General features: G+C 56.1%; 18 protein-coding genes. 6 read left to right on the top strand and 12 right to left on the bottom strand.

The window, feature by feature from the left end; translation table 11 throughout:
- Positions 1-29: 29 nt before the first annotated feature.
- Positions 30-1235, bottom strand: coding sequence for a hypothetical protein (locus tag ACZ5M3_RS00535; RefSeq protein WP_464839798.1), 1206 nt, complete (start codon positions 1233-1235; stop codon positions 30-32).
- A 262-nt stretch (positions 1236-1497) separates the two neighbouring features.
- Positions 1498-2229 (bottom strand): sulfite exporter TauE/SafE family protein, encoded by a 732-nt coding sequence (locus tag ACZ5M3_RS00530; RefSeq protein WP_464839797.1) that lies wholly within the window; start codon positions 2227-2229, stop codon positions 1498-1500.
- A 48-nt stretch (positions 2230-2277) separates the two neighbouring features.
- Between ACZ5M3_RS00530 and ACZ5M3_RS00525 the strand changes: the two genes are divergently transcribed.
- Entirely contained in the window at positions 2278-2838 is a 561-nt protein-coding gene (locus tag ACZ5M3_RS00525; RefSeq protein WP_464839796.1) for a hypothetical protein, read from the top strand.
- Here ACZ5M3_RS00525 and ACZ5M3_RS00520 read toward each other — a convergent pair.
- From ACZ5M3_RS00520 to ACZ5M3_RS00500, 5 genes are read right to left on the bottom strand one after another with little or no spacing between them, the layout of a single operon-like run.
- Positions 2780-3544, bottom strand: coding sequence for a sulfite exporter TauE/SafE family protein (locus tag ACZ5M3_RS00520; RefSeq protein WP_464839795.1), 765 nt, complete (start codon positions 3542-3544; stop codon positions 2780-2782). The genes ACZ5M3_RS00525 and ACZ5M3_RS00520 overlap by 59 nt on opposite strands.
- The gene (locus ACZ5M3_RS00515; RefSeq protein WP_464839794.1) at positions 3460-3978 is read right to left on the bottom strand and encodes a type II toxin-antitoxin system VapC family toxin; all 519 of its coding nucleotides are present in this window, start codon (positions 3976-3978) and stop codon (positions 3460-3462) included. The genes ACZ5M3_RS00520 and ACZ5M3_RS00515 overlap by 85 nt, the downstream gene beginning before the upstream one ends.
- Entirely contained in the window at positions 3953-4216 is a 264-nt protein-coding gene (locus tag ACZ5M3_RS00510) for an AbrB/MazE/SpoVT family DNA-binding domain-containing protein (RefSeq protein ID WP_464839793.1), read from the bottom strand. The genes ACZ5M3_RS00515 and ACZ5M3_RS00510 overlap by 26 nt, the downstream gene beginning before the upstream one ends.
- A 32-nt stretch (positions 4217-4248) precedes the next feature.
- The gene (locus ACZ5M3_RS00505) at positions 4249-5244 is read right to left on the bottom strand and encodes a M42 family metallopeptidase (protein ID WP_464839792.1); all 996 of its coding nucleotides are present in this window, start codon (positions 5242-5244) and stop codon (positions 4249-4251) included.
- A gap of 10 nt (positions 5245-5254) precedes the next feature.
- A complete protein-coding gene (locus ACZ5M3_RS00500) occupies positions 5255-6256 on the bottom strand; it encodes a 2-hydroxyacid dehydrogenase (protein ID WP_464839791.1) in 1002 nt (333 codons plus the stop codon).
- Between the two features lie 125 nt (positions 6257-6381).
- On the opposite strand from ACZ5M3_RS00500, the gene proS reads away from it, so the two are divergent.
- Complete coding sequence (proS, locus tag ACZ5M3_RS00495; protein WP_464839790.1) at positions 6382-7827, top strand: proline--tRNA ligase; 1446 nt, start codon at positions 6382-6384, stop codon at positions 7825-7827.
- A 49-nt stretch (positions 7828-7876) separates the two neighbouring features.
- Here the strand turns inward: proS and ACZ5M3_RS00490 are convergent, their stop codons facing one another.
- Positions 7877-8263: a pyrolysin gene (locus ACZ5M3_RS00490; RefSeq protein ID WP_464839789.1), complete on the bottom strand. Its 387-nt coding sequence runs from the start codon at positions 8261-8263 to the stop codon at positions 7877-7879.
- Positions 8264-8352: 89 nt separating this feature from the next.
- On the opposite strand from ACZ5M3_RS00490, the gene ACZ5M3_RS00485 reads away from it, so the two are divergent.
- Entirely contained in the window at positions 8353-9957 is a 1605-nt protein-coding gene (locus ACZ5M3_RS00485; RefSeq protein WP_464839788.1) for a carbamoyltransferase family protein, read from the top strand.
- Between the two features lie 79 nt (positions 9958-10036).
- Positions 10037-11206: a pyridoxal phosphate-dependent aminotransferase gene (locus ACZ5M3_RS00480; protein ID WP_464840984.1), complete on the top strand. Its 1170-nt coding sequence runs from the start codon at positions 10037-10039 to the stop codon at positions 11204-11206.
- Here the strand turns inward: ACZ5M3_RS00480 and ACZ5M3_RS00475 are convergent.
- The 3 genes from ACZ5M3_RS00475 to ACZ5M3_RS00465 are packed head-to-tail and all read right to left on the bottom strand — an operon-like array spanning position 11203 to position 13265.
- Complete coding sequence (locus ACZ5M3_RS00475; RefSeq protein ID WP_464839787.1) at positions 11203-11847, bottom strand: metallophosphoesterase; 645 nt, start codon at positions 11845-11847, stop codon at positions 11203-11205. The two genes, ACZ5M3_RS00480 and ACZ5M3_RS00475, sit on opposite strands and share 4 nt — an antisense overlap.
- A 12-nt stretch (positions 11848-11859) precedes the next feature.
- On the bottom strand, positions 11860-12720 hold the full coding sequence (locus ACZ5M3_RS00470; RefSeq protein ID WP_464839786.1) for a M48 family metalloprotease: 861 nt from the start codon (positions 12718-12720) through the stop codon (positions 11860-11862).
- 2 nt (positions 12721-12722) lie between these two features.
- Positions 12723-13265 carry an adenylate kinase family protein gene (locus ACZ5M3_RS00465; protein WP_464839785.1) on the bottom strand — a complete coding sequence of 181 codons (543 nt, stop codon included), beginning with the start codon at positions 13263-13265 and terminating at the stop codon, positions 12723-12725.
- Between the two features lie 140 nt (positions 13266-13405).
- Between ACZ5M3_RS00465 and ACZ5M3_RS00460 the strand changes: the two genes are divergently transcribed.
- Positions 13406-13621: a hypothetical protein gene (locus ACZ5M3_RS00460; RefSeq protein WP_464839784.1), complete on the top strand. Its 216-nt coding sequence runs from the start codon at positions 13406-13408 to the stop codon at positions 13619-13621.
- Positions 13622-13653: 32 nt separating this feature from the next.
- On the opposite strand, the gene ACZ5M3_RS00455 is transcribed toward ACZ5M3_RS00460, so the two are convergent.
- Positions 13654-14871: a methionine adenosyltransferase gene (locus ACZ5M3_RS00455; protein WP_464839783.1), complete on the bottom strand. Its 1218-nt coding sequence runs from the start codon at positions 14869-14871 to the stop codon at positions 13654-13656.
- Between the two features lie 330 nt (positions 14872-15201).
- Here ACZ5M3_RS00455 and ACZ5M3_RS00450 point away from each other — a divergent pair, with 330 nt between their 5' ends.
- Complete coding sequence (locus ACZ5M3_RS00450; protein ID WP_464839782.1) at positions 15202-15825, top strand: translin family protein; 624 nt, start codon at positions 15202-15204, stop codon at positions 15823-15825.
- The last annotated feature ends 3 nt before the right edge of the window (positions 15826-15828 follow it).

Genomic DNA, 15828 nt, shown 5'->3' with positions numbered 1-15828 from the left:
AGCATCCCTCCGCAATGAAAAATGAAAGGTCAGGAGTGGGCGAGTATGAACTCATCCACCTTGTGGAGCATGTCCAGCGCTACGGCGAAGTGGGCCTTGGCCTGGAGGGGCTTCTTTGCTTTGAGGAGCTCGACGCCCATCCTGAGCTCCTGGGCGGCCACCTTCAGCTGAACCTCCGCCCTGGTGGTGTCAACGCCCCTGCTCTTGAGCTCCCGGAGTGCCTTTGCATCCTTCTGAATCCTGTCGTTCATCTCCCTGAGGAAAGCGCGAACGTCCTTCAGCTTTTCATCGAGCTCCCTCTCACGAACCTTCCTGAGCACGAACTCAACGGCGTTGTGGAACTCAACTATGGTTTCCCTGTTATCCTTCATGACAGTCAGGGCGTCCTCCCACTTGCCCTCGTCAGCGAGGGCCTTGACCTGGCTGTAAACCTCCGAGAAAGCATTGAGCCTCTCCTGGAGCTCGGTGGTGTTGTAGCCCTTCTCCTGGCCGAGCTGGATGGCCTTCCGGGCAATCTCGATGCCCTTCTCGCCCCTCTCAAGGAACTCGGTAACTATCTTGTCAGCGTTTGCGTAGGCGAGCTGCTCGCGGACCTTCCTCAGCTCCTTGTCGAGGATGGCTTTTTTCTCCCTGGCGACTTCATAGTCTGCCCTGGCCTTCTCGTAGTCCCCGGCATTAAGGTCATCGAGCACAGTTTTGTAGGCATCCCTGGTCTCGTTGTAGAGCGCGGTCAGGTTGCTCACGTCCATTCCCTGGTTTTCCGCCAGCCGGATTGTCTTTTCAACGAACCTGAAGTACTCCGTCATGCGCTCGATTTCCATTTTGATGCGCTCCCTGACGTCCTGTACCTTCTCTTTGGCCTCCTTGAGCGCCGAGAGGGCGACCCTGTAGTGGTGCATGGCCGTGAGGCTGTCCAGTATGGAGTTGTAGTAGTCGCCGCCCTCGTACTCAGTCACCGCTTTTTCCTTGTAGTCCTCCGCGAGCTCGTAGTGGGTGAGTATCGTGGAGTTCTCGGGCAGCTTGCCCTTTATGGGCTCTATCTTGTCCTCGGCGAACTTGCTAAGCCTCTGAAGCTGGTCGATCAGCTGCCCCGCTATCACCATCTCCCTGGTGCTGTTGTCGAGAACCCCGGTATACGATCCGGTGGTGCTGTTGCTCTCCGCAAGGCCCAGCGGTATTATGCTACCAAGTAGCAAGGCTGCCAGGGCCAGTGCAAAACCCTTCATACCCTTCATGGGCATCACCGATGAAGGCTAGGCACTTAACGTATTTGAGGACTCCGACGGAACGAACGTTTCAGAGCGTTTCATTCTTTTCGACCAGCCCAGATAGGCTGTCTGTAAGGCATGTCTCCTTCCTGCAGGCCTAAATGAAGGATTAAACTCCGTGTCCCTCTTTCTGCATCCAATCCCAAGGCAACGCTCGGCACGTCCCCCCGGAATCCACAGTCAAGTTCCCCCAGTGCCGTATTCGGTGAGGTGTTAATAAATATGTGCCCTAAAGGAGCATTCTGAGTGCCACGGCTACCAATATAACGGAAAATGCCTTCCGAAGGTGCTTGGGATGGGCTCTGTGAACTAGAAGGGCACCGATTCTGGCCCCAACAAGAAGGCCCGGTGCGAGAAGAATGGCCGTGTGTACGTCAACCTGCCCGAGGCGGTAGTGGCCGAAAGAGGCTGCGAGGGCGGTGAAGAAAAGGGCGAGACTTGAAGTCCCAACGGCGTATTTCATGGGAATCCGTACATAGGCATGGAAGAGAGGAACGTTTAAAATGCCCCCGCTGATCCCCAGCAGTCCGGAGATTAACCCGGAGAGAATTCCTACTGCCGAAATCCGGAGGGTTTTGAGTTCCCCTCCCTCAAGGTCGGCGGCTGTCTCGTCCCCCCACATTTTAAACGACAGGTACAGGAGGAGCAGTATGAACATGGACTTGAGAACATCCTCCTGGAGCAGTGAGGAGGCGTACGCACCCATTAAAGCGGCAGGGACTGAGAATACTTCCTTAATGGCCACAACACGATAGAGAACCGCTCCCCGCCTTATATGGGTGACCGCGGCGGAGAGGGAACTGAGGACTATGCATGCCAGACTCGTCCCGATGGCCATGTGTATGGGAAGGCCCAGTATGGTGAGGGCTGGAACGATGAGAAACCCCCCACCGACCCCGAAAAGGCCGGCTATTAGACCGATGCCAAGACCCAGGACGAAATCCGCGAGGTACTCCAGCATGGAAACTCTTTTCAGGTGGAGCGTTAAAAATTCTCCGGTGGTTGTTTTGTGAAGGCGTTGGAGCTGAGGTTCTGGTTCCTGGTGCTCCTTGTTTTTGTCCTCACCCAGCCGGGTGCAATAGCCTTTGCCAACTGGGACGCCCCGTATGGGTTCTACAAAGACCTCTCTGTCTGGATGGGCTGTGCCGGGGCGGGATTAATCCCTGTTCTCGCCTACGGCCTCTACATGTGGAGAAAAGGAAATCTCGGGCTGGCGAACTTGGTCGGGGCGGTCCCCCTGACAACGGCCACTATATGGCTCAGCTACTGGGGGGAGAAAGCGATCGGTGGGGAGATGGGCTACGGTACCGGGAACGTCCTGATGTTCCTGGCGGGAGGGTTCATCGGACTGGTTCTCAGCCTCCTGCTGCTGCCCGTTTCCCTGCCCTACGCGCTCACGGGCGAACTGTACTATCCCTACGACAGGCCGCTGGTGATCGCGTGGGTGGTCATGATAGCCCTGGCTCTCCTACTTGGGGCGGCTTATCTAAAAGAAAGGAGGAGAGAAAAGCTCACGGAATCGGAAGGCCGAGACCCTTCAGTATCATCCTCAGAGCTAAAAGGGCCATAACCACTGCGAAGGCCTTCTTAAGCGACGCCGCCTTGGTTCTCTTGGCTATTCTCGCACCGAGCTGAGCGCCGATTATGAGGCCCGGCACGAGGAGTATCAGCCACTGGGTCTCAACGTTGCCCATGGCGTAGTGCTTGAGCGCTCCAGCGGTCGCGGTGAAGACTATCGCGAAGCTGGAGGTTGCCACCGCGTAGTGTATGGGCAGACCGAGGTAGGTCAGGAAGGGCACGTTTATTATTCCGCCGCCGACGCCGAGGAGACCGCTGGCGATTCCGGCGAAGAAGCCGCCGACTGGCACCAGCCTGTAGTTGACCTGCACTTCCTCAAGCTTAACCTCGCTCGGCTCTGCGGTTTTCTTGCGGTATATCCTGACGGCGACCACCACAAGGGCGAGACCGAAGATGACCTTCAGCTGGGCGGCGCTTATGAAGCTCGTCATCCACGCGCCGATGTAGGCACCGACCACGGCAGTTGAGGCCAGCAGAAGGCCGACCTTGTAGTGTATCCTCCTCTGCCTCGAGTAAGCTACCGCCGAGCTGAGGGAGGTAAAGACCACAGCGGCGCTCGACGTTCCGACGGCGTGGTGTATCTCGACACCGAGGAAGTTGAGCGTCGGGACTATCAGGAATCCACCTCCAAGACCAAAGAGGGCCGCGAGGATGCCGATGAATACTCCGACCGCGAAGTAGCCGACGTATTTGAGCAAGGAATCACCTCCCCAACAATTTTTCGTATCGCGTCGCTTATGCTCCATACTTCAATCAGGCCTTCTTCGGCCACTTTCCCAAAATGCCTGTCATTGGTTATCAACACCGCCCCCGTTTTCAGACAGGTGGCTGCATGCACCGCGTCAGCTATCTTGGTGGGTGGGAAGTAAGGGAGGAGACGAAGCACCTCTTTTCGGGTGGGATTGACTATCTCCATCCGGAGTCTTAGGAACTCGTAGAAATCCCCGGCATTGAGCCTCTCAGCGTATTTCCGGTATTCGGTCAGCAGGACGTCGTTTCCGATAATGCGGTATTCATCATTGGATAAAATATGGAGTAAGAGCTCGGTGGTATCCGTCCACCCCTTTTTCACCGTGGCTATGAAGGCGTTGGTATCCAAGAGAAATTTAGAGACCATAGAGCTCTTTTGCAACTCTGTTCCCCTCTTTCTCGGTGTCTTTCTTGAGTTCGTCGAGATTGATACCTTTGGCGTTCTTTATCAGCCCTTCAAGCATCTTCCTGACGTCGAAGCGTTTCATGACTATTGTATTCCCATCTATTTCAGTTATCAGGAACTCTTCTCCGGGCTTTATGCCCATTCTTTTTCTGATATCCTTCGGAATGACCACCCTGCCCTTGGTGTCGACCTTGGTTAGTCCCACTTTTCCCACCAATCCCACATATGTACCGGAATATTTAAACTTCACAGTTCAAACGCTATCGCCTCTATAAGCTTTATCAGCGCCTCCAGATCAGCCAGATGGAGTGTCTCGACCTCGCTGTGGAGGTACCTTATCGGGACGCTCAAGGCCATGACCTCACTCTTATGCTGGAACACCGAGGCGTCCGTTCCGCCGCCTGTGACGCCTATCTGGAGGGGAATCTCGTTCCTAGACGCTATCTCGGCAACCTTTCTGGCGAGCCTCCTCGTGTAAATCGCGGAGTTGTCAACGGCCCTTATCACAGCGCCACCGCCGAGCCTCACATCGCCGGTTATGTCTCCGCAACAGGCGAATGAATCAACCGCAAAGGCGTACTTTGGAGTGTAGTGCTCGGCCAAAAAGCGGGCTCCCTTGAGGCCTATCTCCTCCTGCACGGTGAAGGCGAAGATCCACTTCCCCTCCAGGTCGTGGTCAACGAGGTCCTTGATCGCCTCCACGAGGGCGACAACCCCAAAGCGGTCATCCAGGGAACGGGTCGAGACGTAGCGGTTGTTGAGAACCGCGAAGTGCTTCTTGAAGACCGCGTAGTCAAGCACCTTGACCCCAAGCGCTTCCGCCTCATCCCTGCTCTCGGCACCTATGTCTATGACCAGCCTGCTCCATGGAACCGTGTCGAACTTCCTTTCGAGGTTGAGGTGCACCGGGAGCGCTCCGATGACGCCGTCGAGCTTCCCGTTCTCGGTTATGACGTCGAGGTGTCTTCCGTAGAGGAGCCTGTCGTCTATTCCACCGATTTTCCTGAAGGTGAGCTTTCCATCCGGCCTTACACCTGTTATCAGAAGGCCTATCTCGTCCATGTGGGCCATGAAGACCCCCTTAAGCTCGCCCTCGCCGAGCTCGACGACGAGGTTTCCAATCGTGTCGACCGTGTAGTCGGCGTAGGGTTCAACCCACTCGGCTATCTTTTCCCGTATCCTTTCCTCATAGCCCGAGATACCGGGGATCCGGGTTATTTCCCTCAGCTCCTCGACAAGCATCACAACCACCTCAAAGCATCTTAACCTCCTCTGGGGAGCGTATCTCAACCACCTCGCGGTTCACGAGCGTTTCCGGGACTTCCCCGCGGAGAACCGCGAGGAGATTCCTAACCGCCTGGAAGCCCATATCCTCCATGGCCTCTCTCGAAAGGCCGGCGTGATGGGGAGTCAGAACTGTCTCCCACTCGTGTTTAAAGAGCCCGTGCTCCCGAACGGGCTCGTTCTCGAAAACGTCGGTGGCATAGCCCTTAAGTTTGCCCTCTTCGATGGCCTTGACAATAGCTTTCTCGTCCACCAGCGTGCCGCGTCCTATGTTCACCAGGTACTTGCCTTCAAGGAGCTTTACCCTCTCCGCGTTTATGATGTGGTAGGTCTCGGGCGTTGCCGGGAGGGCGAGTATAACGATGTCGCTCTGCCTCAGGACGTCTTCGAGCGGCATGTATTCAGCCCCAACTTCCCTTTCAATATCGGGCTTCCGGGAGCGGGACCAGTAGAGTATCTCCGTCCCCATGGCCTTCATTCTCCTTGCTATGGCCTTCCCGATGGCGCCCATGCCGAGGATCCCCACTCTCTTGCCGTAGACGGTCTCGATGTCCTTAAAGCTGCTCCATATCACCGCATGGCTTTCCCACTTTCCTGAGCGTATGAGCCTGTCGGTGTAGGCTATCTTCCTGAGGAGTGCTATGGTCAGGCCAACTGCGAACTCCGCAACGGCCTCGCTCAGGACGCCGGACACCTTAGTGACGTATATTCCCCTCTCGGTTGCGGCCTTAACGTCAACGTGGTCGTAGCCGGCGGAATGACAGCTGATGACCTTCATTCTTTCGGCTCTCTCGATGACCTCCCGTGGAAACCTGTTCAACGGGGAAATTATTACGCCATCAAACTCTCCTATCCTCTCCCTGAGCTCCTCAACGCTTGGATACAGGACGAACTCGACGTCCGCATATTTCCTGAGCTCCTCAACGGGCCTGCTCTTCATCTTAAAGAGAACGGCCACCTTCGGCCTCATGGTATCACCTTAAGATGCTTATCGAAACGACCCTAATAAGGTTTTTGCATGGGATTCGTAAAAAAGCCGAGCCGCCACCGGGAAAACTTAAAAACTTTTCCGGTTTCTCCCTTTAGGTGGTGTAGATGGGTAAGGTGGAGAGGAAGAAGTGGAGCGAGGAGTTCAGTGAGTGGTACAACGAGCTGATTGAGACGGCTGGAATCCAGGACAAGCGGTATCCGGTCAAGGGGATGAACATCTGGCTCCCGTATGGGCTGAAAATCATGAGAAACATCGAGAGGTTCATACACTCCGAGATGGAGAGGACCGGGCACAACGAGGTTCTGTTCCCGGCGCTCATCCCCGAGACCGAGTTCCAGAAGGAGGCCGAGCACATAGCAGGCTTTGAGGGAGAGGTGTTCTGGGTCACCCACGCAGGCCACGACCCCCTCGACGTCAGGCTCATCCTGAGGCCAACGAGCGAGACGGCTATGTACTCGATGTTCTCCCTGTGGATCCGCTCCCACGCCGACCTGCCCTTCAAAATCTACCAGATAGTCAACGTTTACCGCTACGAGACCAAGCACACGAGGCCTCTGATCAGGGTCAGGGAAATAAGCCGCTTTTTTGAGTCGCACACCGCTCACGACAGCTACGAGGACGCAGAGAGGCAGATAAAGGAGGATCTTGAGATATTCGACAGACTTGCAAAGTTCTTGGCCCTGCCCTACATAGTCTCCAAGCGCCCCGACTGGGACAAGTTCCCCGGTGCCTACTACTCCCTCGGAGCCGAGGTCATGATGCCCGACGGCAGGACGCTCCAGATAGGCACCATGCACAATTACCGCCAGAACTTCGCGAAGGCCTACAACATCCAGTACGAGACTGAGAGTGGAGACCACGAGTACGTCCACCAGACCACCTTCGGGATGAGCGAGCGCCTTCTCGCGGCCGTCATAGCCATCCACGGCGACGACAGGGGAATGATTCTGCCCCCCACCATAGCCCCAATACAGGTTGTGATCGTGCCGATTCCCAAGAAGGACGCCGAGGCTGACGTCTTCTCCTATGCCCGCGAGATAGCGGAGGAGCTGAGGGTGGCAGGCCTCAGGGTGCACGTTGACGAGCGCGACATAAGACCGGGAAGAAAGTTCTATGACTGGGAGCTCAAGGGGGTTCCCCTCCGCGTGGAAGTTGGCCCGAGGGATGTCGAGGGCAAGAAGGCCGTCCTTGCGAGGCGTGATACCCTTGAGAAGGTCACGGTCGAACGCGAGGCCATCGTTGACGAAGTCAGAAGGATTCTGGATGATATTCACGAGAACCTCCACAGCAGGGCAAGGGAGTTCCTTGAGAGCCACATAAAGCGCGTTGAGACCATTGAGGAGGCTAGGACTGTCTTTGAGGACAGGCGTGGAATAGTGGAGATAGCCTGGTGCGGTGAAGAGAGCTGCGGTCTTGAGATGGAGGAGATACTCGACGCCAAGATGCTTGGAACGCCCTACCCGGAGGAGAAGGCCAGGATAGAGGGTAAGAAGTGTCCGGTCTGCGGAAGGGAAGCCAAGTTCGTGGCAAGGTTTGCAAGAACCTACTGACCTCTTCTTTCAACATTTATCCTTGTTCAAGGGAATAAAAGAAGAGAAATCATGCGGTCTGATTCTCAGGGGGAGCAAGCGCTTCTTCAAGAACCTCAACGGCCTGGCTTATGTAGAGGTAGGCCTTCCTTATGTGGACGCTGAAGACGACCCAGCGGAACGTCTGGGTCTCCTGAGGAATTCCGTAGGTTATCGCTTGGCTGTACTCGGCGCTTGCGTTGTTGTAAAGCTCCATCGCAAGGGCAAGGGTCTCGTTGCTGACGTTCATCTGGACGCTGAGGTTGTAGAGCTCGTTGAACTTCTGCTCATCGCTCTGATACAGATAGTACCAGGCGATTGACTGCTTGACGAAGTTTTCGTAATTCCACGTGGTGGCACCCGCAACGGGAACGAGCGCCAGGAAGAGCAGGGCAATGATTGCAGCAGCCCTCTTCATGGTTTCACCTCCGATGTGTACTAATCCGGCGGGATTTTTAAATTCTTCCCCTCCCCAACCTTTAAAAAAGGAAGGTGGAATGCACCACCATGATTCTGGGAATCCACGACGGTCACGACGCCGGTGCGGTGCTCATAAATGGAGATAGGGTATTCGCAGTCAACGAGGAAAGGCTCAACAGGGTCAAAAAATACCGGGGCTTCCCAATCCTCAGCGTGAGGAAAGTCCTGGAGATGGCGGGTGCGAGGCCAGAAGACGTTGAGATCATCGCCGTGGCCGGCATATTCCGAAAGCAGAAGCGACTTCTTGAGCTTGAGACCAACCTCCGCGCCCTCTTCGGCCCTGGGTTTAAGGAGAAGGTTATTTTCGTTGAGCACCATCTCGCCCACTCAGCTTCGGCTTACTACACCTCGGGCTGGAGGGACGCCCTGGCGGTAAGCATAGACGCGGCCGGTGACGGGCTGAGCGCCTCGATTTACATCGCGAGAGACGGCGAGATGATACGGATTGCCCAGAGCACCTACCTCGACTCCCTCGGGGATTTCTACGCCTCCGTTACCGAGCTTCTGGGTTTCAAGCCGATGCGCCACGAGGGGAAGGTAATGAGCCTGGCCGCCTACGGCAGGCCAACCTATGACTTAAGCTCAATCATAGGGCTCAACGGGCTGAGCTTCGACAACCATCTTGGAACCATTGGAATCGAGGCCACGAGGAAGCTCGCCGAACTTTTTGACTACCCCCTGCGCCACGCCAGAGAGATTGCCCTCCAGATGAAGCGCGGAAAGCTCGAAGGCAAGCTCCAGAGAAAGGCCATCGAGATAGCGGCAAGCGCCCAGGCACACCTGGAGAGGCTGATGGAGGAGCTCGGGTTGAAGCTGAGGTCGAGAAGCCTTCCCCTCGCTTACGCAGGTGGAGTTGCCCAGAACGTAAAAGCCAACGCGGTGCTGAGAAAAATCTTCGGGGATGACGACGTCTGGGTCTTTCCGGCGATGGACGACGGAGGACTGGCCTTCGGGGCGGCGGTTTTTGTGAAGGCTCAGTTCGAGAGGCTCGACGGGAGGTGGAGACCCTCCAGGCTGGAGCACGTTTACCTCGGCCCCTCATACGGACCTGAAGAAGTCGAGGAGCTGTTAAAGAAGGAAGGGGTGGAGTTCGAAGAGGTCGATGTTTCTTTCATCGCCGATGCCCTCGTTGAGGGGAAGCTCGTTGGCTTTTTCCGGGGAGCTATGGAGTTCGGGCCGAGGGCACTGGGCAACCGTTCGATTCTGGCAAACCCCATGGACAGAACCGTTAAGGAGAGGCTCAACGTTGCCCTGAAGCGCGACGTCTTCCAGCCGTTTGCGCCTTCACTTCTGCGGGAGAAGGCCGGGGAGTACCTTGAAGACCTCAACGGTGAACCCAACGAGTTCATGACGATGAGCTACACCGCGAGCGAAAGCTTTAGGGAGCTTGCCCCGGCCGTCGTCCACGTGGACGGCACGACGAGACCGCAGGCGGTGAGAGAAGAGATCAACCCTGTTTACTACGGTATCATAAAGGCCTTCGAGCGGAAGACCGGCCTGGGCGCGGTGCTGAACACGAGCTTCAACATGCACGGGGAGCCCATCGTCTGCTCGCCCGGGGACGCGCTGAGGACGTTCTGGAGGGCAGAGCTCGACCTGCTCATTGTTGAGGGATATGCTGTTCATCAGTGAACCATTCAGCACTTCGATGAACATCTTTTCGTTGAGGTAAAGTTATAAACATTGTCCCGAAGGAAAAGCGGTGATGCTCATGGCGCTGAGCGACAGGCTGGAACTCGTTAACCCTTCTGAGATTAGGAAGCTTTTTGACCTGGCTCAGGGTGTTGAGGGGCTCATTTCACTCGGAATCGGTGAGCCTGACTTTGATACTCCCGAGCACATCAAGGAATACGTAAAAGAAGCCCTCGACAAGGGAATGACACATTATGGGCCGAATGCGGGACTGATGATGCTCAGGGAAGCCCTGGCATGGAAGCTAAGGGAGCAGAACGGCATCGATGCCGACCCCAAGACTCAGATAATGGTGACCGTCGGCGCCAACCAGGCGTTTCTGATGGGTTTTGCGGCCTTTCTGAAGGACGGTGAGGAAGTCCTCATCCCCAGCCCGATGTTCGTCAGCTACGCTCCCGCGGTTATCCTTGCCGGGGGAAAGCCCGTCGAAGTCCCTACCCGCGAGGAAAACGAATTCAGGCTGAGCGTCGACAACCTCAAGAAGCACGTAACCGGGAAGACGAGGGCCCTCATCATAAACTCCCCTAACAACCCGACCGGTGCGGTTCTCACCAGGAAGGACCTCGAAGAGATAGCCGACTTCGCAGTTGAGCACGACCTCATGGTCTTCAGTGATGAGGTTTACGAGCACTTCGTCTATGACGGCGCCAAGAACTACAGCATAGCCTCCCTCGACGGCATGTTCGAGCGCACCCTCACAATCAACGGCTTCTCAAAGACCTTTGCCATGACCGGCTGGCGTCTCGGCTTTGTCGCAGCTCCGGAATGGATAATCGAGAGGATGACCCGCTTCCAGATGTACAACTCGACCTGTCCGGTTACGTTCGCCCAGTACGCGGCGGCGAAGGCCCTGAAGGACGAGCGCAGCTGGAAGGCCGTCGAGGAGATGAGGAAAGAATACGAACGCAGGAGAGACCTCGTGTGGAAGCGTCTTAACGAGATGGGGCTTCCGACGGTTAAACCTAAGGGCGCCTTCTACATCTTCCCGCGCGTGAAGGACACGGGCCTGACCAGCAAGGAGTTCAGCGAGCTGATGCTCCTGGAGGCCAAGGTCGCAGTCGTTCCCGGCTCGGCCTTCGGAAGCGCCGGGGAGGGCTACATCAGGATAAGCTATGCCACAGCGTACGAAAAGCTCGAAGAGGCCATGGACAGAATGGAGAAAGTGCTGAGGGAGAAGAAGCTCGTTTAAAGCTTCTTCAGTTCCACATTTATCCCTTCTCCGAGCTCTATCACGGCGTAATACTTTCTGAAGAGCGGGCCGGGGTTTACCACGAGGGTTTCTCCGATCCGGTCGATCCCTCTCCCCTCGTGTATGTGGCCGCAGACGACAACCGGAGGGGCCTCCCTCTCGATGAACTCCCTCAATGCTCTGCTGCCAACGTGGTGGCCAAGGTGAACCCTGTCAGCCACAGTCCCATGGGGCGGAACGTGGGAGAGGATTATGTCGCCGTCACGGTAGTTCCTCTCCAGAATTGCGGCTATCTCGTCCTCCGCCAGCTCCCATACCGTGTGGAAGGGCGTGATGTTTGAACCGCCAATTCCAACAATGCCGATCCCCCCGACCTCGACCCGCCTGTTGTGGACGTTTATTCCGAGTTCGCTCAGGAGTCCCGGGACGTCCCTGCCGTCGCAGTTTCCGTGAACGGCAAGCACGGGTATATCAAGCTCCAGAAGAGGTTCAAGAACTTCCTTTGCTCTACTAGAACCGCTGAAATGGGTTAAATCTCCCGCAACGAGGAGTGCGTCAAATTCTTCGCCCCTCAGAACTTCGGCAAGCTGCCTGCTCCTCTTGGAGTTCCCGTGAATGTCCGTTACCGCGATGAATCTCACGGGATCACCCCCTCATGTGTAGACGCCCATCTCCTCTGCTATCTTCAAAAGCCTCTCCGCCCTTTCATCGGTGGGTGGATGGGTTGAGACCATCTCGGCCAGACCTCCCCTGAAGGGGTTTACGATGAAGAGTCCTGACGTGGCCAGGTTGCCCCCCTTCATGGGGCGGAAGGATATCGCCTTGTCAAGTTTTAACAGGGCGCTGGCGAGGGCGAGGGGTTTGCCGCTTATCCTTGCTCCGTGCTCGTCGGCCAAGTACTCCCGGGAGGGACTCAGGCCGATGTACAGAAGGCCCCCAGCTATGGGAGCGAGTATTCTAACCAGGAACCCGCTGTTGGGATCATCGCCCTTTTCCTTCCGAGACACGAAGCTGAACAGACTGCCGAGGGCATAGGCGACGCTGAGTACAAAACCCGTAATCACAGAAACGACTGTTTGAATTAAGGTGTCTCCGTTCAGTATGTGGGCCACCTCATGGGCCAGGACACCCTCTATCTCGTCGGGGTCGAGCACCCTCAGCAGCCCGTAGGTGAGGACTATGGTGGCGCTTCCCGAGCCCTTGCCGGTCGAGAACAGGTTCGGGGTGCCAACGGGGGCCAGGGCCAGTTTGGGGAGAGGAACCCCTGCGCTGGACGAAAGCTTCCTCAGAACGGCGTACAGGTAGGGATAATCGCTTTCGGTAACGAGCCTGACCCTGTACCACTTCATCAGAAGCCTGTCACCGTACCAGTAAACCAGCCAGTCGACGATTAAAACGAGAAAAAGGACGGCGATCATACCCCGGATACCCACAAGGAGGTACCCCAGTATCGCCGGAACGAGAGCTGTGAGGAGTATTACAAGCACCAGTCTGAGCCATTTGATGGCCCCCATATTTAATCACCCCCCAGCATCAGATACTCGAGGACGTCATCGTATGCTTCGCTCCAGTCGACAACCCCTACCCTCTTCTTCACCCCCTCCTCAAGAAGTGTCAGGATCTCATCGACGACCTCGTCTGGGGTCTTATCCGTGGTGTCAACCTCCAGAACCCTCTCGTTCTCCTCCAGCGCTTCAACGAGAATGACGTCTACGAGTTCGGCTTCAACGTTTTCGGCCAGCTTTTTGCGGGAGTATCCCCGGGATTTGAGCCTCTCGGCCACTGCTCTCGGGTGGAGACGGAGGACCACGACAACATCGGCTGGAACTAGGTGACTGAGGTGGCCATCGATGACAACGTTCCTGGCGGAGAACTCGGCCTTAACTTCACGGATCAGCGCATCAACGTCTATCTCAATCTCGTCCCCAACAGGCTCACCGATACCCTTCATGAGGGCAAAATCCTTCACACTCACATATTCGTAGCCAAGCCTCTCGCTTAGGAGCTTTGAAACGGTGGTTTTACCGACTCCGGGAGTACCACTCACGGCGATTATCATCGATTTACCCCCGAGAACTCACCTTATTTTGTTGTCTGAGGTTTATATGCTTGTTCCTCGTTAATCGTCGAATGTACATGTAGCATTCAGCGAAAACCTTTTAAGGACTATAGTTTCTATATAGATGCAGGTGGCGCGAAATGGAGAGGCTAAAATTACTCCAGAGGAAGCTGCACGTTGTGAAAAAGCAGAAGGAGCTCCTCATGCTTGAGGAGGTCAAGCTCATAAGGGTGGCCCGCCAGAAAAAGGTGGCCGCCAAGAAGCTCGCCAAGGTTAAGAAGGAAAAGGTCGCCCTTGCCCTGGAAGAGGCGAGGCTCGTCAGGGTTCTCAAGCAGAACGGCTATTCGGCCGTTTGAGGTTTTTCAAAACTTTTAGAAAAGGAGAAAGCTCAGAAGACGCTGAGCTTGTCCTCCAGTATCATCTTCTGTATCTTCGTAATGTCGGCGAGCCATGCATCTGCTATCTCGTAGGCCGGCTTCTGTATGGTCTCGAGGCTGTAGCCCTTCTTCGGGATGACCTGGACGCTGGCAACGAGCGGCTCGTCGATGGGCTTGCCTATCTGGCTGAGTATCCTGACGTAGACCTCCTCGACGCCCTCGACCTGCTCCGCGATGTCGTTGGCGATGAGCATTGAGAGGAGGTTGTATATCTTTCCGACGTGGCTGACCGGGTTCTTACCGGCTGCTGCTTCCATGCTCATGTGCCTGTTCGGGGTGATGAGGCCGTTAACGCGGTTGCCCCTTCCAACGGAACCGTCGTCACCTGCCTCGGCGCTGGTTCCGGTGACGGTGATGTAGTAGATGCCCTTCTCCGGGTCGTCTGCGGTGTTGACGTAGATGTTGACCTTCCTCTCGGTGTGGGCCTCGGCAACTCCCCTGGCGGCCTCGTAGATGGCCTCCTTGACGGCCATGTAGTCGTCCGGAGTGTCAACCTCGCTGTCAACTATGGCTGCAGCAATGGTGAGGTCTATCTCGTCGCCCTTCCTGAGGCCCATGACCTTGATGTCCTCACCAACGGCGGGGTATTTCCTCTTGAACTCGTCGCTGTTGAGGAGTCTCTCGGTCTCAAGGACTATCCTCTCGGTCTCACTGAGCGGAGCGTAGCCGACGCCGAAGCTGGTATCGTTGGCGAGCGGAATCGGGTTCTCCTTGGCCTTGTTGAAGACACCGACGAGGTCCACGCTTCCCTGCCCGATGCGGGAGTCAATGACGACGTGGTGCTCAAGGTCGAGGTGTCTGACGGCCCTCCTGAGGTACTCGCGGGCGGCCTTTATGGCGACCTCGTGAACCGGGAAGAGTTCCCTGTCGACTATCTCGACGGCCCTTCCGGAGAGAAGTATGTAAATTGGCTTGATGACCTCGCCGCCGCCGAAGCGCGGGTAGGCCTTACCGCCAACGACCTCGACCTGGTCGGTGTTGTGGTGGAGGATTATCCCGTACCTCTTGATGTACTCCCTGCTGAGCGCCCTGCTGACAGCCTCCGCTATGCCGTCGGCTATGCTGTCAGGGTGTCCTATTCCCTTCCTTTCGACGAGCTCGACCTTCTGCATCTCAACGGGGGTTCTCATGAGCTCCTCAACCACTATGTTCCTAACCTTCTCCGCCATGAGCGTCACCTCATAAGGTTTGTATGAGCACCTCTGTTCATCCATTTATATACTTTTCGGCATGAATTCGAAACGTCAATATTCCTAGAGGTTATTAAATCCGAAACCCTTAAAATTTTTCCCGAAAATCTTCCACAACGGAGGCATCCGACGACGCCCGGTGGCCCGGGCCCGGGAGGTCTGGGCAACGATGAGCGGGTGCGACGATGCCGGGCGGACAGGGCTTGGCCTCCGGACCGCCAGAGACCGCCGTTTGGCGCTCCATGAGGGCGGGGGATCAGCCAAGCCCACACTTTTTAAGCTCCCACGACAACCTTTCTCGGTGGGAACATGGGATTGAGGGAAATTATACGTGAGATACGTGAGGTTCTTGACGAAAAGGATGCGCTTAGAGAGGAGGCACTGAGGCTTACCAGGGAAGTAGTTCGCCTGAGTGGAGATGCCATAAAAGCCCTTCACCGTGGAGAAAAGGAAAAGGCCGCCGAAAGGCTCAATCTGGCCCGGGAAAAAGTGAAAACCCTTCGAGAAAAGCTAAAAGGCCACCCAGAGATATACTTTACGGGCTATGTCCAGAATGCCCACCAGGAGTTCGTGGAAGCCAGCCTGTTCTTTGCGTACATAACGGGTGGAGAGTTCCCATCGCCCTCAGAGCTCGGAGTCCCTCATGCTGACTACGCGCTCGGGATAGGCGACTTCATAGGAGAGCTGAGAAGGCGCTTCCTGATACTACTTCTGGAGGGCAACATAACCGGAGCGGAAGAGGTCTACCGTTTCATGGAAGCAACCTATGAAGAGCTGATGACACTGGAGTACCCCAAGGGACTGGTGAACATCAGGGGGAAGCAGGATCAGGCAAGACACATACTCGAGAGAACCCTTGAGGATCTGACGAGGGCAAAGCTGGGCAGAAAGCTTGAGGAGAAGCTTGATGCGGTGGCGGGGGATAACGGATAGTTA

This window comes from Thermococcus coalescens (assembly GCF_055392585.1).
This window is presented reverse-complemented; position numbering and strand designations above follow the sequence as displayed.

Excerpts from the sequence above, each read along its gene's own strand:
- ACZ5M3_RS00455 (WP_464839783.1), bottom strand. The coding sequence starts at position 14,871 with ATGGCGGAGAAGGTTAGGAACATAGTGGTTGAGGAGCTCATGAGAACC.
- proS (WP_464839790.1), top strand. The coding sequence starts at position 6,382 with ATGGGTAAGGTGGAGAGGAAGAAGTGGAGCGAGGAGTTCAGTGAGTGG.
- ACZ5M3_RS00535 (WP_464839798.1), bottom strand. The coding sequence starts at position 1,235 with ATGAAGGGTATGAAGGGTTTTGCACTGGCCCTGGCAGCCTTGCTACTT.
- ACZ5M3_RS00490 (WP_464839789.1), bottom strand. The coding sequence starts at position 8,263 with ATGAAGAGGGCTGCTGCAATCATTGCCCTGCTCTTCCTGGCGCTCGTT.
- ACZ5M3_RS00470 (WP_464839786.1), bottom strand. The coding sequence starts at position 12,720 with ATGGGGGCCATCAAATGGCTCAGACTGGTGCTTGTAATACTCCTCACA.
- ACZ5M3_RS00485 (WP_464839788.1), top strand. The coding sequence starts at position 8,353 with ATGATTCTGGGAATCCACGACGGTCACGACGCCGGTGCGGTGCTCATA.
- ACZ5M3_RS00530 (WP_464839797.1), bottom strand. The coding sequence starts at position 2,229 with ATGCTGGAGTACCTCGCGGATTTCGTCCTGGGTCTTGGCATCGGTCTA.
- ACZ5M3_RS00480 (WP_464840984.1), top strand. The coding sequence starts at position 10,037 with ATGGCGCTGAGCGACAGGCTGGAACTCGTTAACCCTTCTGAGATTAGG.
- ACZ5M3_RS00465 (WP_464839785.1), bottom strand. The coding sequence starts at position 13,265 with ATGATAATCGCCGTGAGTGGTACTCCCGGAGTCGGTAAAACCACCGTT.
- ACZ5M3_RS00505 (WP_464839792.1), bottom strand. The coding sequence starts at position 5,244 with ATGCTTGTCGAGGAGCTGAGGGAAATAACCCGGATCCCCGGTATCTCG.
- ACZ5M3_RS00450 (WP_464839782.1), top strand. The coding sequence starts at position 15,202 with ATGGGATTGAGGGAAATTATACGTGAGATACGTGAGGTTCTTGACGAA.
- ACZ5M3_RS00460 (WP_464839784.1), top strand. The coding sequence starts at position 13,406 with ATGGAGAGGCTAAAATTACTCCAGAGGAAGCTGCACGTTGTGAAAAAG.
- ACZ5M3_RS00500 (WP_464839791.1), bottom strand. The coding sequence starts at position 6,256 with ATGAGGCCGAAGGTGGCCGTTCTCTTTAAGATGAAGAGCAGGCCCGTT.